Consider the following 13,354-nt stretch of genomic DNA (forward strand, 5'->3'; position numbering starts at 1 on the left):
ATTTGTAAAGCAATTTAACAGAATGTTTAACCAACAATTTATTTAAAATTCAAATTATGAACAAAACAGATTTAATCGACGCAATGGCTGAAAATGCTGGAATCTCTAAAGCAGCAGCTAAAAAAGCCTTAGAATCTTTTCTAGAAAATGTTGAGAAGTCACTTAAAAAAGGAGACCGTGTATCTCTAGTAGGATTTGGATCCTGGTCAGTTTCTAAAAGAGCCGCTCGTGAAGGAAGAAACCCACAAACCGGAAAAACCATTAAAATTGCTGCTAAAAATGTAGTTAAATTTAAAGCCGGAGCAGACCTACAAAAAGCTGTGAACTAATAATTTGTATTAGTAAGAAATTAGTAAGCCTTCCGGTCGGAAGGCTTTTTTTATGCAAAAGTTTTGTTTAAATGTTTGATTTTTTTTAAATAAATAGTAGCTTAGATAAAAAGTATCCTGTTATGATAGCTTTAAAACCAACCAAAGGCCATCTTTTAGTAGCAGAACCTTCCATTATTGGCGATGTGGCATTTAACCGCTCTGTGGTTTTACTTGCCGATCATTCTGAAAAAGGTTCCGTTGGTTTTATCCTGAATAAAATTCTGGATTTCAATTTAAAAGACCTTATCCCCGAATTAGACTCTGACTTTAAAATATACAACGGAGGACCGGTAGAACAGGATAACCTGTATTTTATACACAAAGTCCCGGATCTTATTCCCGAAAGTATTGAAATTGCTAATGGAATTTACTGGGGTGGTGATTTCGATGTGGTTATAGACCTTATCACTAAAGGTGCGATCACCGAGAAACAGATCAGGTTCTTTCTGGGTTATTCCGGGTGGGAAGCTGAGCAGTTGAATGAGGAGCTGAATTCACACTCCTGGATAATCACTACAAATGAAAACGCCTCTGAAGTTATCGAAAGGCCATATTCTTCTTTCTGGAAGGATAAAATGATGCAATTGGGCGGAGAATACCTTCTATGGTCTAATGCGCCTGAAAACCCTACCTACAATTAACCTAACCTCGCTTTTACATTAAGTTTTGAAAGTAAATCCCGGGCAATTGTATTATCAAAATACTTCTTGCGATATTTAGTAATAGGTTGAATTCCTGCGATCACATTGGTTATAAATAATTCATCGGCTTTCTGAAGCTCAAAAGGTGAGACCGAGGCTTCTTCAAGTTGGTATTCCGGTAATTGCTTGATAACCTCGAGTAATTTTTTACGGGTTATTCCATTCAAAGCACCATCGGTTATGGGAGGCGTTTTAATGGTTTTGTCTTTTACCACAAAAAGGTTTCCGTTTAATGCTTCAACAATATTCTTCTTTTCATTTAAAAGAAGACAGTTTTTATAATCATTTTCCACTGCGAAAATACTCCCCAGAACATTCACAGCCCTATTATTCGACTTGATACTTGAAAGTAAACCACTAGTGATATAATGATCCTTAAAAAGTTCAATTTCATAATCCTCCTCATTCAGAAGATAGAAAGCATCTTTTAAGGGTGATGCCGTCACTATAAATTCTATCTCCCGGGTGGTTGGTGTATAATACCCTCCCTCTTTTCGATAAACGGTAAATCTTATTCTTGCAGGTGAACTTTCCAAATTATTTGCTACCACCAATTCTTGAATCAGGTTTTCAAGAAATTCAGGAGAGAAATCGGTAGGGATCTCCATTCGCATAATACGCATCGAGGCCATTAACCTAAAATAATGATCTTCCCAGAACATCACTTGCCCATTGATGACCCTAATGGTTTCAAAAACTGAGTCTCCGTAAGCAAGACCACGATTAAATACTGAAATTTTAGCGTTCTGGTCTTCTACCAGGTTTCTGTTTAAATTAATCATAAATAACTTGAGGTTAATGAGCGGGGAACATAAAAAAACCCCCGTTTATGGCGGGGGCAAAGTTAATGTTTATCTCTTGAATATTAAACCGATCCCAGTACCTGTTTTAAATTTGAGATCATATTTTCCCAAAGCATTTTGCCTTCATCAATTTCATCTTCTTCAGAAAAATCGGTGATCATTATCGAAACGTCTTTGGTTATATCATCTACTTGAATTCTGATCTCAAAAAAGTATGGAGTTTCCTCATCATCCAGCCATTTGAATTTTATACGTTCATCGCTTTTTTTACTTACCAATTTGGCCTTCTCTTCACTACCTTCCCAGATAAACGTGAAGATCTCACCGCGGGAATTAACATTGTCGGCATACCATTCACTAAGGCCAGAAGGTGTGGAAATGTATTGATATAAGAGAGAAGGAGAAGCGTGTATGGGGAATTCCATTTCGTACTTGATCTTTTCTTCCATTTTAAGTTTTATTAGTTAGTTTGGGCAATATAGATATTAATTGGAAAGATAAAAAGAAAACAAAATAAATATTTTAGAAAATAATGTTTGTGTCAACCCAAATTGTTTTTATATTTGCACCCGCATTTACGGGCAGTCAATATCCCGAAAAGGCACGCCACTAGGCAGATTACAAAGTTATGGCGAGGTAGCTCAGTTGGTTAGAGCGTCGGATTCATAACCCGGAGGTCACGAGTTCAAATCTCGTTCTCGCTACACTAAAAATCCCTTCTTTTCAGGAAGGGATTTTTTTATTTTAACCCGGGATTTCTTTAGGTTTGATTATTAGTTTATAACCTACTTTAATCACGATTTAATTATTTCTTCGGAAGGTTTCTCGCGGCACAAAAAGCAGCTCCAAAAAGCGGGCTTTTATCATTTAGGACTATCTTCACAGGGATTTCATCCAAAAGGGATTTCATCTTGTCTGACTGAAGAAAATGGTGCAAAAATATTTCACTATCAACCATATCTATAATTTTGGGCAGGATGCCACCACCTATAAATATGCCTCCCAGCGCTTTAAATTTTAAGGCCATTTGAGCAGCTTCAGTGGCAAGGTATTCAGTAAAGAGCTCCAAGGTTTCCTTGCAGATATCAAAGGACCCTTCCTTCGCGCAATTACTAATCGCCGCCGGATCGCCTTCTTTAAGTTTTTTCTTCAAAGTTTCTGGCTCGGTTACATTTTTATCTTTAAGCAGAAACTCATATAAATTTACAATTCCGGGCCCGGACACAACCCGCTCCCAGCTCACATAACCATATTTATTCTGCAGAAATTGCCAAAGTCTAATATCCAATTCCGTACGCAGGCTAAAATCACAGTGGCCCCCTTCAGAAGCAAATGGATGATAATAATCACCGTCCCAATAAAGCCCCACTTCCCCGAGACCGGTTCCGGGAGAAATCATAGCGGCATTTCCACGAATCCAGGTTCCCTCTTTAATTTCAACCAAATCTTTTTTTTCCAAAACTGAAAGTCCATAAGCGTTGGCTTCCATATCATTTATTAATGAAACGCGACCTACCTTAAGTTCCCTGGCGATTTTCTTTTCATCAAGTTCCCAGGAAAAGTTTGTCCCCGTCACCTTACCGTCAATCACAGGTCCAGCTACTCCAAGACAAATACTATCTATGGCCGGTAAATTTTTAGCGTGAAAAGTTGCCATAAGCTCCAGAAAAGAAGACCAGTTATTTGTCTTAAAACTTTCCTTTTTAATGGTTTTCAAAGTATTTTCCTCAAAATGAATTAAGGCAAGGTTTGTTTTAGTTCCTCCTACATCCCCGGCCAAAATCACTCCTGAAGACTGTTCAAAAGTCTCCTTTCTCCGAAACGAAAGCGGAATATAAAACTCTTCAGATTCCTTGTTGAACCTTACAATTTCGTCCATAATTAGTGAGGTTTTAAGTTCTTTAACTCATCTCCCTTCAGCATCAATTCTGCCTATTCAAGATAAGAATTTGATTCCCCACTGTAATAAGAGCCTTGTTAAATCTTACAAAAAATCGTATTTTAGAAAACAACTAAAACCCTAAATCTATGCTTAAAAAGCAACTTGGAAATACCAGTATTCAGGCGCCTCCTATCATTTTTGGAGGGAATGTTTTTGGATGGACCTTAAACGAAGAGGAATCCTTTAAAATGTTGGATGAGCTCTTTGACCGCGGTTACGATATGATAGACACAGCCGATGTTTACTCCCGCTGGGCCGAAGGTGTTGAAGCAGGAACTTCAGAAAAAATAATTGGAAAATGGATGAAAGACCGTGGAATTCGGGATAAAATCACCATTGCTACAAAGGGAGGCTCCAGCATGCAGCAGGGCGGTCCTAAAAACACTTCAAAGGATTATTTACTCAAAGCGGCTCATGATTCTTTGGAGCGGCTGCAAACAGATTACATCGACCTTTATTTCACCCATTCTGATGACGGTGAAACTCCGGTAGATGAAGCGCTGGAAGCCTATCAGCAACTCATTAGAGCCGGTAAAATAAAACATATTGGTGCCTCCAATTTTTCTCACTCAAGGTTGCAGGCATCTTTTGATGTGGCCAAGGAAAAAGACTTACCCAGATACGAGGTGTATCAACCGGAATACAACCTCATGGCCCGGGAAAATTTTGAAAGCTGGGGCAGGCGGTTCGCCAGGGAAAATAATTTAGGCGTAACCCCTTATTTCGCACTTGCCAGCGGCTTCTTAACCGGGAAATACCGAAAAGCATCAGATTTTGAAGGTAACGAGCGAAAAATATTTGCTGAAAAATTTTTAAATGAACGCGGCCGGAAAGTCCTGACAGCCCTGGATAAGATCGCTAAAGAACACGAGATATCACAGGCTGCTGTAGCTCTTGGCTGGCTAATGCAAAGGCCGGGAGTAACCGCTCCCATTGCAAGTGCTACAAAATCTTCTCACCTGGATGCCTTTAAGGAGGCCATCGAACTGGAGTTAACAGGAGATGAAATGAATTATCTCTTGCAAGCTTCAGAGTATTAAACTAAAAAGCCGGAACCCCTTAAGGTCTCCGGCTTTTCTATGTAAGGGTTTTTTCCGCTTACCGAACTTTCTCTATTAATTCTGTACCTGATACCTTGTCTTGGTCCCCGGTTTGCATATTTTTCAAGGTAAATCTCTCCTGTTGCATTTCTTCACCTCCAGCTAATACAACAAAAGGAATTTCCCTTTTATCGGCATATTTCATTTGCTTGTTCATTTTAGCTGCATCCGGATAAAGTTCAGCAACGATTTTGTTTCTTCTTAACTCCGTAATCGCTTTTAGGGCATATAGCGCTTCTTCTTCCCCGAAATTGATAAATAATACTTTTGTATTTTCAGTTACTGTTTCCGGGAACAGTTCCAATTCTTCAAGAACCAGGTAGATCCTGTCCAGTCCAAAGGAGATTCCCACCCCGCTCATATCCTTTAATCCGAAGATTCCGGTGAGATCATCATAGCGGCCTCCGCCTCCAATAGAGCCCATCTTTACTCCTTCTGGTGCTGCAACCTCGAAGATCGCACCTGTGTAATAATTAAGTCCGCGAGCCAGGGTTACATCAAGTTCCAGTTTCGCTGAGTTTAATGGCATAGCAGCAATGGCTTTCTCAATAAATTCAAGTTCTTCAATCCCTGCTTTCCCTATTTCTGAAGTTGCAAGTATATCTTTTATTCCCTGTATTTTTTGTCCAAAATCCCCCTGGAGATTGAAAATAGGCTGAATTATTTCAAGGGCGCTTTCTGCAATTCCTTTCTCGCGCATTTCTTTCTTAACGCCTTCCTCACCAATTTTATCGAGCTTATCCAGGGCAACGGTAAAATCTATAAGTTTATCCTGTTCCCCAATAACTTCAGCAAAACCCGATAGTACTTTTCGGTTATTTATCTTAATAGTTACTCCTTTCAATCCAAGCGAATTGAAAACCGCATCATACAGCTGAACGAATTCTACTTCCTGCCACAGGCTTTTACTTCCCACCACATCGGCATCACACTGGAAGAATTCACGGAAACGTCCTTTTTGTGGCCTATCTGCACGCCAAACCGGCTGGATCTGGTAGCGCTTGAATGGAAAATCTATTTCATTTTGATGCTGCACCACATAACGGGCGAAAGGAACGGTAAGATCGTACCGAAGGGCTTTTTCACTAATTAAAGACGTAATTTTCAGACTGTCTTTTTCCTGAAGCAGTTTTTCATCGGCTTTCTTTAAAAAATCTCCTGAATTAAGGATCTTAAATATCAGCCGGTCCCCTTCTTCCCCATATTTTCCCATTAGTGTATCAGAGTTTTCAAAACTCGGAGTTTCTATAGGCTGAAATCCGAAGTTTTTAAACTGGGATTTAATTTTTTCGAAAATATAATTTCTTTTAGCAACTTCAGCAGGAGAAAAATCCCGGGTGCCCTTAGGAATAGATGGTTTTTGTGCCATAAAATTTTTGGTAGTAAAGCCTTGTATTGATTTTGTACTGGCTGCAAATATCTTAATTTTTAAGCTAACCCAAATAAATTTCAATTTTAAAGTAACATTTGGGTGTTCTTAGAGTCTAATCTTTGCATAATAATTCGAAAATATGTTTGGCCTGCTAAAAGAAAACATCAGGATTGCCTTCAATTCCATTAAAAGTCAGCTCCTGCGAACGATTTTAACCGTGCTTATTATTGCTATTGGAATCACAGCCCTTGTTGGCATCCTTAGCGCAGTGGCAGCTCTGGAAAACACTATAAGCAGCGATTTTGCTTCTATGGGAGCAAATACCTTTAATATTCAACGCTACGAATTTAATTCTCAACGCCGCGGAGGCGGTGAAACCGAAAAAATAAATCCGATAATTAGTTACAGAGAGGTACGTGAATTTGAACAGAATTACGATTACCCCTTCACCCAAACTTCCGTTTCTTTTACCGGAACGGGAACTGCTGAAGTTAAATATGAAAATGAAAAAACCGATCCTGAAGTTTCTGTTCTTGGAGTCAATGAAAACTTTTTAAGCAACAGTGGGTTGAATGTAGAACTTGGACGGGAATTCAATGTATTTGATATTGCGAACAACAGCAATGTTGCCGTCCTGGGTTCTGACTTTGTAAAGGAAAAAGGTTTATTCAAAGGAGCTGATCCCGTTGGAAAGACCATTAGTGTGCGTGGAGCAAAATTCAGGGTTATTGGGGTTTTGGAATCAAAGGGTTCCACCTTTGGAAATAACCAGGATCTCAGGGTTTTGATACCAATTCAGATGGCCAGGTCCTTATTTACTCAACCCCGAATAAACTATAATTTAAGCGTTAAGGTAGAAAACAAGGAGTTTTTAGAGGCGGCTCAAGAGGATGCCATCCTCACTTTTAGAAATATCAGAAAGCTCAATCCTGTGGAAGAAAATAATTTCGGCATAGAAAAGAGCGATGATTTGATAAATAGAATTTTTTCCATTACTGGTTACTTGAATATGGCAGCCTGGGTTATATCTATCATTACCATTTTTGGTTCTTCCATCGCACTGATGAATATTATGCTTGTAAGCGTTACTGAAAGAACCCGTGAAATAGGAGTTCGTAAAGCACTGGGTGCTAAAAGTAAAACTATTGCTACCCAATTCTTTATGGAAACACTTATAATTGGTCAGATTGGGGGTATAATTGGGATTCTGATAGGGATCCTTATTGGTTTCGGAGTTTCTGCAGCCGCAGGTTTCGATTTCACCACTCCATGGATCGCTATGCTTTGGGCAACGGCAATCACCATTCTTGTGGCTATCCTTGCCGGAAGTTATCCCGCCGCTAAAGCCGCAAAACAAGATCCTATTGAATCATTAAGATACGAGTAAAGATAAAGTTACCAGATTAATTTACAACCTTCTCAAAGTAGCCATATAACTCACCTTTTGTAATATTGGCGCCCTGCTGAATAAGCGCAAAAATATCTTTATTGCGATCGTCGCTTATCGCTTTGGTAGATGTGTAGATATTTACCGATTCATCCAGAAGATTTCCCTGTAGCCAGTTATATCCTTCTTTAGTTCTAAGATCAATAGCCTCATTTTCTATTTTAATAGCTATAAGGTTGATCGTAGCCGCAGTAATTTGAAATAGAAAAACTTGATTGGGCGAAAAATGCTCCAGGTACTCTACTTTATTTAAGACTGCTTCCCATACGAGATCACTGAAAACGTCAAGTTCCTGCTCGGCGACTTCCGGTTTACTACTTTTTATTTCCTGCCACTCATCGGCAGTAATAGATTGGCTTGCCAGGAAATTGATGAATTCCTGGTGCATTTCTTCAAATTGTTCTTTGGTTAAGCGGGCGTATTTCATTTTCAGTAAAAAATTAAAGGGAATCTAAATATACATTGAGATTAATTCAACCGGCAAACTTGCTGCGTAGTATTACAACTTGCAAATTTGGGTTTCACTAAAATAGAAAAGCCCACTCATAAAGAGCAGGCTTATTCTTAGGTGTAAAATAAATTAAGCTTCAGCTACAACATCAAAGCTAAAGTTTGAGATCACCTCACGGTGGAAACGCAAAGTAGCGTCATACTGTCCCAAACGCTTGATGTTACCACCTGCGATATTAATAAATTTCTTTTCGATTTCCACACCTTCCTTAGCCAGTGCATCGGCAAGGTCGGCATTGGTAATAGATCCAAACAATTTGTCTCCAGCTCCTGCTTTTGCAGGGATCCTGATTTCCAAACCATTTAGTTTTTCAGCCTGTTTTTTGGCTTCGTCTATGTGCTTTTGTTCTTTATAGGCACGTTGTTTCAGGGTTTCAGCTAAAACTTTCTTAGCTGAAGGGGTTGCAAGCTGTGCATATCCCTGAGGAATTAAAAAGTTACGCCCGTATCCGTTTTTCACGTCTACCACGTCATCTTTAAAGCCTAAATTATCTACGTCTTTCTTAAGTATCAATTCCATAAAACTGCCTTTTTTATTTTAATAAATCACCAACGTATGGCATTAGTGCCAAATGACGGGCGCGTTTAACGGCAACAGCCACTTTTCTTTGGTATTTCAATGAAGTTCCTGTAAGACGTCGAGGTAACAATTTACCTTGCTCGTTTACGAAACTCATTAAGAAATCCGGATCCTTATAATCTATATATTTAATTCCAGATCTTTTAAACCGGCAATACTTCTTGGTTTTTGAAGTTTCTATGTTAAGAGGGGTAAGATACCTGATCTCCCCGTCTTTCTTTCCTTTTGCTTGTTGTTCAATAGAGGTAGCCATACTTACGCTTTTTCTTGTTTACGGTTTCTTCTTTTCTCAGCCCATGCGATAGCATGCTTGTCTAACTTCACAGTTAGGTAACGCATCATGCGCTCATCTCTTCTGAAGGCAAGTTCCAATGGCTCGATAGCCTCACCTGGTGCCTGGAATTCAAATAAGTGATAAAAACCACTTTTTTTGTGTTGGATTGGATAAGCCAGCTTTCTAAGCCCCCAATCTTCTTTCGATATCATCTTTGCACCTTTAGAAACAAGAAATTCTTCGTATTTCTGAACTGTCTCCTTTATCTGCTCATCAGATAAAACGGGATTCAAGATGAAAACAGTTTCGTAATGATTCATATAAAATTACTTTTAATTAAATTTGGCTGCAAAAGTAGAATTATTATTTCTATTTTCAAAGCCCTATCGCATAGATAAAGTTCATTTATACTCGATGAATGTCTGCATTAACTTGTAATTAATAAATTTAATGACTAATATTGTTATTACTTAACCTATCTGACTGTGGAAGAAATTTTACTCAAATGTGCTGTTGTTGATGATTCCAGCTTACAAAGATTGTCTATTGTCAAGCTGATTAAAGACCATTCCAATCTAAAATTAGTGGCAGAGTACAATAACGCCATCGAAACAAAAAACGGATTACTTGACACCGAAATCGACCTGATTTTCCTGGACATTGAAATGCCTATACTTTCGGGCTTTGAACTTCTTGACGATCTTCCCAATAAACCTCAGATTATATTTGTAACCGGTAAGACCCAATATGCTTTTAAAGCTTTTGATTATGACGCGGTAGACTACATTCACAAGCCAGTCACCAAAGAGCGTTTTAATAATGCGGTTGGTAAGGCAATTAATCTTTATAAACTTAAACACCAGGTTCCTATTAACCCTGAAGAAGAGGAATTCATTTTTGTGAAAAGCAACCTAAAAAACAGAAAGGTTTTTCTGAATAAACTAAAATACATTCAGGCCTTAGGCGACTATGTTAAGTTTGTAACGGAAAAGGAAAATTTTGTGGTCTTAGCTACAATGAAATCTTTTGAAGAACAATTGCCAAACGATAAATTTCTGCGAACTCACAAGTCTTATATTGTAAATCTTGATAAAATTGAGCGCTACAACAGTAAAAATATTGAAATAGACCAACAAAAACTTCCGCTTAGCCGACATAAAAAGGGTGACCTTGTAGAAGCTTTAAGCCAAATTCATTAATTTTTTAGATTTCTAATCAATTTTTTATTTAGCAGCTCCAAAAAGAGGTTTTTTTATATAGGATCTACATTTACCACTACTCGTACACTCCTAAAAGTACCAATTGATTTAAAACTGCTCAGAATCCTATTTGTAAGCGTTTTGGTTTTTTCCAAACTCTGCTGCTGTGGAATTTTAAGCAGGATATTTTTATAATATTCATTTCGAATACGTGCTATAGGCGGAAATTCAGGACCAAGAACATACTCTGCAAATACATTTGTAAGTGACTTCGCCAACCAGTCGGCGGCAGTATTATTAGTTGAGTAATCCCGACTTCTCAATGTGAACCGAATAATCCTGTAATATGGCGGATATTTGTAATTGTAGCGCTCCTCAAGTTGCTCCTTGTACATTGCTTCGTAATCTCCTGTAGAAACCTGCTGAATGATCTGATGATTTGGATTATAACTCTGGATCAATACCTTTCCTCGTTTTTTAGTTCTTCCTGCCCTACCCGCAACCTGAAGCATCAGTTGAAAACTGCGTTCGTGTGCTCTAAAATCAGGAAAATTTAATAGATTATCTGCATTCATGATTCCCACCAGGTTAACGTGTCTGAAATCGAGGCCTTTGGTCACCATCTGGGTGCCAACCAAAATATCGATCTCCTGATTTTCAAAAGCACTAATTATTTTATCAAAAGCGTATTTACCCCGAGTGGTATCCTGGTCCATTCTGCCTATTTTGTGTTTCGGAAAAAGAGCTTTGAGTTCGGTCTCTATTTGTTCTGTTCCAAATCCCTTGGTAGTGATCTCAGTGCTTTGGCAAGCCATACATTTTTGTTGCATCGCGATATGATATCCACAATAATGGCAACGTAACTGGTTATTATGGGAGTGGTAGGTTAAACTAACGTCACAGTTGGGACATTGCGGGGAATGACCACAGGTATTACATTCCAGAATTGGCGAAAAACCACGCCTGTTTTGAAACAGGATTACCTGTTCTTCTTCTTTTAATGTCGATTTTATCTCTTCCAGAAGCCGATCAGAAAAATGGCCAGTCATTTGTTTTTTCTTATGCTTGGTCTTTATATCAACGATCTCTATTTCCGGCAGCAAGACGTCCCCATACCTGCGATTCAATTCAACAAGACCATATTTATGATGCTGTGCATTAAAATATGATTCCAATGAGGGAGTGGCTGATCCAAGCAAAATATTCGCCTTAAAAAATGAAGCTAAAACCACTGCAGCATCCCTTGCATGATATCTTGGCGCGGGATCATATTGCTTAAAAGAACTTTCATGTTCTTCATCTACCACAACTAATCCCAGATTTTTAAAAGGTAGAAAAATTGAAGAACGCGCTCCAATAACCACCTGACCAGAGCCTGCATCCTCAAGAATTTTCCGGTATACCTCTACCCTTTCATTAACTGAATATTTGCTGTGATAGATTAAAACCTTTTCTCCAAAATAATGCTGTAACCGTTGGATAAGCTGGGTGGTCAGGGCAATTTCCGGCAGCAAATAAAGTGCTTGTTTTCCTGCATTCAAAACCTCTTTAATAAGTTCAATATAGATCTCCGTCTTTCCGGAAGAGGTGATTCCATGCAGCAGCCCAACCTTGTTTTCAGTAAAAAGTTCTTTTATTTCTGAAAAAGCTTTTTGCTGAAATTCACTAAAAATAATTTCTTTTGAGGTGGTTTCCCCAGAAAAGCTCACTCTGTCCGTCTGTTCATAGAATTCTTCCAGGATGCCTTTATCAATCAAAGATTTTATTGTTCCCGGCGAAGCTTTGCTTTTCTTAAGTAGGCTCTTTTGTTTTATTGGTTTACGGCTTTTTGCTGTTAAGCTGAAATAGGTCAGCATAATCTCCCTTTGACTTGGTGCCCGGCTTAAAGAATCCAGAAGTTCATGCATAGCAGCTTCTTCACTGAAATTCTCACTGAGTTTTATATAACGGGTCCTCTTAGGTTTATACTGTTCATAAATCTCCTGGTTTAAAACAACCAAATCTTTTTCCAGAAGTTTGTTGATAACCGGTAAAACTGTTTTTTTATCCAGCACCTTCATTACTTCCTGGATCTTTAAGGAAGATTGTCGTTGAAGGGCTTCCAGTAAGACAAATTCATCATCGGTTAAACCATCATCATTTTGAAGTGCTTCCTTGTTTTTCAACTGGATCACACCTTCACTTTCCAATAAAAAAGCTCCGGGGAGTGCAGCACGAAGCACATCTCCTTCAGTACACATATAATATGAGGAAATCCATGCCCAGAATTTTAATTGATTCGGGGTGATAAGCGGTACTTTATCAAGGATTTGATGAATTGGTTTTGCTTCGTAAACTTCTGGAGGAATCTGGTGGATTTTTGCCGCAATACCTGTATAGATCTTTGATTTTCCAAAAGGAACAGCTAATCTCATTCCCGGTGTTAGGAAACTGGCTTCTTCAGATGAAACTTCATAAGTAAAGCGCTTATCTAAAGGAAGCGGAAGAATTACATCAACAAAATAGGGCATTTACACCGGGGTTTGAAAAATTATATAGAAACATAAAAGTAAAAAACCATCCTATAATAGAATGGTTTTTTCTCATTTTGTTATTGACAGACTATTCTACACGTTCCCAGGTTTTGGTTTTGTAGAAAAAGGCAACATATCCTCTCACATTAAGTTTATTGGGATTTTCCTGATCCAGCCAAATCCTTCCTTTATATTCTTTTCCTGATTTAGGATCGATTAATGTTCCGCCAGAATATTCTTCACCGTCCTTCTCAAACCCAGTTATAACTTTAAGTCCTTCAATAGGTTTATCTTTAAGTTCTCCGCTACATTTTTCACAGGTTTGATCGCGATCTTCTTCTTTCATTATTCTAATTACCTTTCCTGCGACTTCTCCGCCATTTTCGTAAATTTCTATAATGGAATTTACTTTTCCGGCATCATTAGTCACCTGCCATTTTCCGAAAATGCTTTGAGATTGCATTTGGAAACAGGTGAAAAAGGCACAAAGAAAAATCAGTATAAGACTCACATTAATTTTCATAGCAATTTTATTTATTGGA

Annotated in this window: 15 protein-coding genes and 1 tRNA gene; 6 read left to right on the forward strand and 10 right to left on the reverse strand. The window is 38.4% G+C overall.

Features of this window, described 5'->3' with window-relative positions; genetic code table 11:
• Nucleotides 1–56 precede the first annotated feature (56 nt).
• Nucleotides 57–329: an HU family DNA-binding protein gene (locus ACESK1_RS01130; protein WP_006990442.1), complete on the forward strand. Its 273-nt coding sequence runs from the start codon at nt 57–59 to the stop codon at nt 327–329.
• A gap of 122 nt (nt 330–451) precedes the next feature.
• Nucleotides 452–1,012, forward strand: a complete 561-nt coding sequence (locus tag ACESK1_RS01135; protein WP_372917050.1) for a YqgE/AlgH family protein — start codon at nt 452–454, stop codon at nt 1,010–1,012.
• Here the strand turns inward: ACESK1_RS01135 and ACESK1_RS01140 are convergent.
• On the reverse strand, nt 1,009–1,854 hold the full coding sequence (locus tag ACESK1_RS01140; RefSeq protein WP_372917052.1) for an aminotransferase class IV: 846 nt from the start codon (nt 1,852–1,854) through the stop codon (nt 1,009–1,011). The two genes, ACESK1_RS01135 and ACESK1_RS01140, sit on opposite strands and share 4 nt — an antisense overlap.
• A gap of 83 nt (nt 1,855–1,937) precedes the next feature.
• A complete protein-coding gene (locus ACESK1_RS01145) occupies nt 1,938–2,324 on the reverse strand; it encodes an START-like domain-containing protein (protein WP_372917055.1) in 387 nt (128 codons plus the stop codon).
• A 181-nt stretch (nt 2,325–2,505) separates the two neighbouring features.
• On the opposite strand from ACESK1_RS01145, the gene ACESK1_RS01150 reads away from it, so the two are divergent.
• Nucleotides 2,506–2,579, forward strand: a tRNA-Met gene (locus ACESK1_RS01150).
• A gap of 101 nt (nt 2,580–2,680) precedes the next feature.
• On the opposite strand, the gene glk is transcribed toward ACESK1_RS01150, so the two are convergent.
• Nucleotides 2,681–3,754, reverse strand: coding sequence for a glucokinase (glk, locus tag ACESK1_RS01155; RefSeq protein WP_372917057.1), 1,074 nt, complete (start codon nt 3,752–3,754; stop codon nt 2,681–2,683).
• 149 nt (nt 3,755–3,903) lie between these two features.
• On the opposite strand from glk, the gene ACESK1_RS01160 reads away from it, so the two are divergent.
• On the forward strand, nt 3,904–4,857 hold the full coding sequence (locus ACESK1_RS01160) for an aldo/keto reductase (RefSeq protein WP_372917059.1): 954 nt from the start codon (nt 3,904–3,906) through the stop codon (nt 4,855–4,857).
• A gap of 58 nt (nt 4,858–4,915) precedes the next feature.
• Here the strand turns inward: ACESK1_RS01160 and hisS are convergent, their stop codons facing one another.
• The gene (gene hisS / locus ACESK1_RS01165; RefSeq protein ID WP_372917061.1) at nt 4,916–6,286 is read right to left on the reverse strand and encodes a histidine--tRNA ligase; all 1,371 of its coding nucleotides are present in this window, start codon (nt 6,284–6,286) and stop codon (nt 4,916–4,918) included.
• A 142-nt stretch (nt 6,287–6,428) separates the two neighbouring features.
• On the opposite strand from hisS, the gene ACESK1_RS01170 reads away from it, so the two are divergent.
• Nucleotides 6,429–7,676, forward strand: a complete 1,248-nt coding sequence (locus ACESK1_RS01170) for an ABC transporter permease (protein WP_372917063.1) — start codon at nt 6,429–6,431, stop codon at nt 7,674–7,676.
• A gap of 16 nt (nt 7,677–7,692) precedes the next feature.
• On the opposite strand, the gene ACESK1_RS01175 is transcribed toward ACESK1_RS01170, so the two are convergent.
• The 4 genes from ACESK1_RS01175 to rpsF all read right to left on the reverse strand — a co-directional run bounded on the left by ACESK1_RS01175 (nt 7,693) and on the right by rpsF (nt 9,420).
• Nucleotides 7,693–8,163: a DUF6495 family protein gene (locus ACESK1_RS01175; RefSeq protein ID WP_372917065.1), complete on the reverse strand. Its 471-nt coding sequence runs from the start codon at nt 8,161–8,163 to the stop codon at nt 7,693–7,695.
• Nucleotides 8,164–8,316: 153 nt separating this feature from the next.
• The gene (gene rplI, locus ACESK1_RS01180; RefSeq protein ID WP_372917067.1) at nt 8,317–8,766 is read right to left on the reverse strand and encodes a 50S ribosomal protein L9; all 450 of its coding nucleotides are present in this window, start codon (nt 8,764–8,766) and stop codon (nt 8,317–8,319) included.
• A gap of 13 nt (nt 8,767–8,779) precedes the next feature.
• The gene (gene rpsR, locus ACESK1_RS01185; RefSeq protein ID WP_013071549.1) at nt 8,780–9,079 is read right to left on the reverse strand and encodes a 30S ribosomal protein S18; all 300 of its coding nucleotides are present in this window, start codon (nt 9,077–9,079) and stop codon (nt 8,780–8,782) included.
• Nucleotides 9,080–9,081: 2 nt separating this feature from the next.
• Entirely contained in the window at nt 9,082–9,420 is a 339-nt protein-coding gene (gene rpsF, locus ACESK1_RS01190; protein WP_081211625.1) for a 30S ribosomal protein S6, read from the reverse strand.
• A 165-nt stretch (nt 9,421–9,585) separates the two neighbouring features.
• On the opposite strand from rpsF, the gene ACESK1_RS01195 reads away from it, so the two are divergent.
• Nucleotides 9,586–10,299 carry a LytR/AlgR family response regulator transcription factor gene (locus ACESK1_RS01195; protein WP_372917070.1) on the forward strand — a complete coding sequence of 238 codons (714 nt, stop codon included), beginning with the start codon at nt 9,586–9,588 and terminating at the stop codon, nt 10,297–10,299.
• A 53-nt stretch (nt 10,300–10,352) separates the two neighbouring features.
• Here the strand turns inward: ACESK1_RS01195 and priA are convergent, their stop codons facing one another.
• Together priA and ACESK1_RS01205 are read right to left on the reverse strand one after the other, a co-directional pair.
• Nucleotides 10,353–12,809: a primosomal protein N' gene (priA, locus tag ACESK1_RS01200; RefSeq protein WP_372917073.1), complete on the reverse strand. Its 2,457-nt coding sequence runs from the start codon at nt 12,807–12,809 to the stop codon at nt 10,353–10,355.
• A 91-nt stretch (nt 12,810–12,900) separates the two neighbouring features.
• Complete coding sequence (locus ACESK1_RS01205; RefSeq protein ID WP_372917075.1) at nt 12,901–13,335, reverse strand: DUF2147 domain-containing protein; 435 nt, start codon at nt 13,333–13,335, stop codon at nt 12,901–12,903.
• Nucleotides 13,336–13,354: the final 19 nt, after the last annotated feature.

The sequence above is a fragment of the Salegentibacter sp. genome (genome assembly GCF_041642575.1).
GTDB lineage: Bacteria > Bacteroidota > Bacteroidia > Flavobacteriales > Flavobacteriaceae > Salegentibacter.

Excerpts from the sequence above, each read along its gene's own strand:
- glk (WP_372917057.1), bottom strand. The coding sequence starts at position 3,754 with ATGGACGAAATTGTAAGGTTCAACAAGGAATCTGAAGAGTTTTATATT.
- ACESK1_RS01170 (WP_372917063.1), top strand. The coding sequence starts at position 6,429 with ATGTTTGGCCTGCTAAAAGAAAACATCAGGATTGCCTTCAATTCCATT.
- ACESK1_RS01160 (WP_372917059.1), top strand. The coding sequence starts at position 3,904 with ATGCTTAAAAAGCAACTTGGAAATACCAGTATTCAGGCGCCTCCTATC.
- rpsR (WP_013071549.1), bottom strand. The coding sequence starts at position 9,079 with ATGGCTACCTCTATTGAACAACAAGCAAAAGGAAAGAAAGACGGGGAG.
- ACESK1_RS01175 (WP_372917065.1), bottom strand. The coding sequence starts at position 8,163 with ATGAAATACGCCCGCTTAACCAAAGAACAATTTGAAGAAATGCACCAG.
- priA (WP_372917073.1), bottom strand. The coding sequence starts at position 12,809 with ATGCCCTATTTTGTTGATGTAATTCTTCCGCTTCCTTTAGATAAGCGC.
- ACESK1_RS01145 (WP_372917055.1), bottom strand. The coding sequence starts at position 2,324 with ATGGAAGAAAAGATCAAGTACGAAATGGAATTCCCCATACACGCTTCT.
- rplI (WP_372917067.1), bottom strand. The coding sequence starts at position 8,766 with ATGGAATTGATACTTAAGAAAGACGTAGATAATTTAGGCTTTAAAGAT.
- rpsF (WP_081211625.1), bottom strand. The coding sequence starts at position 9,420 with ATGAATCATTACGAAACTGTTTTCATCTTGAATCCCGTTTTATCTGAT.
- ACESK1_RS01205 (WP_372917075.1), bottom strand. The coding sequence starts at position 13,335 with ATGAAAATTAATGTGAGTCTTATACTGATTTTTCTTTGTGCCTTTTTC.
- ACESK1_RS01135 (WP_372917050.1), top strand. The coding sequence starts at position 452 with ATGATAGCTTTAAAACCAACCAAAGGCCATCTTTTAGTAGCAGAACCT.
- ACESK1_RS01130 (WP_006990442.1), top strand. The coding sequence starts at position 57 with ATGAACAAAACAGATTTAATCGACGCAATGGCTGAAAATGCTGGAATC.
- ACESK1_RS01140 (WP_372917052.1), bottom strand. The coding sequence starts at position 1,854 with ATGATTAATTTAAACAGAAACCTGGTAGAAGACCAGAACGCTAAAATT.
- hisS (WP_372917061.1), bottom strand. The coding sequence starts at position 6,286 with ATGGCACAAAAACCATCTATTCCTAAGGGCACCCGGGATTTTTCTCCT.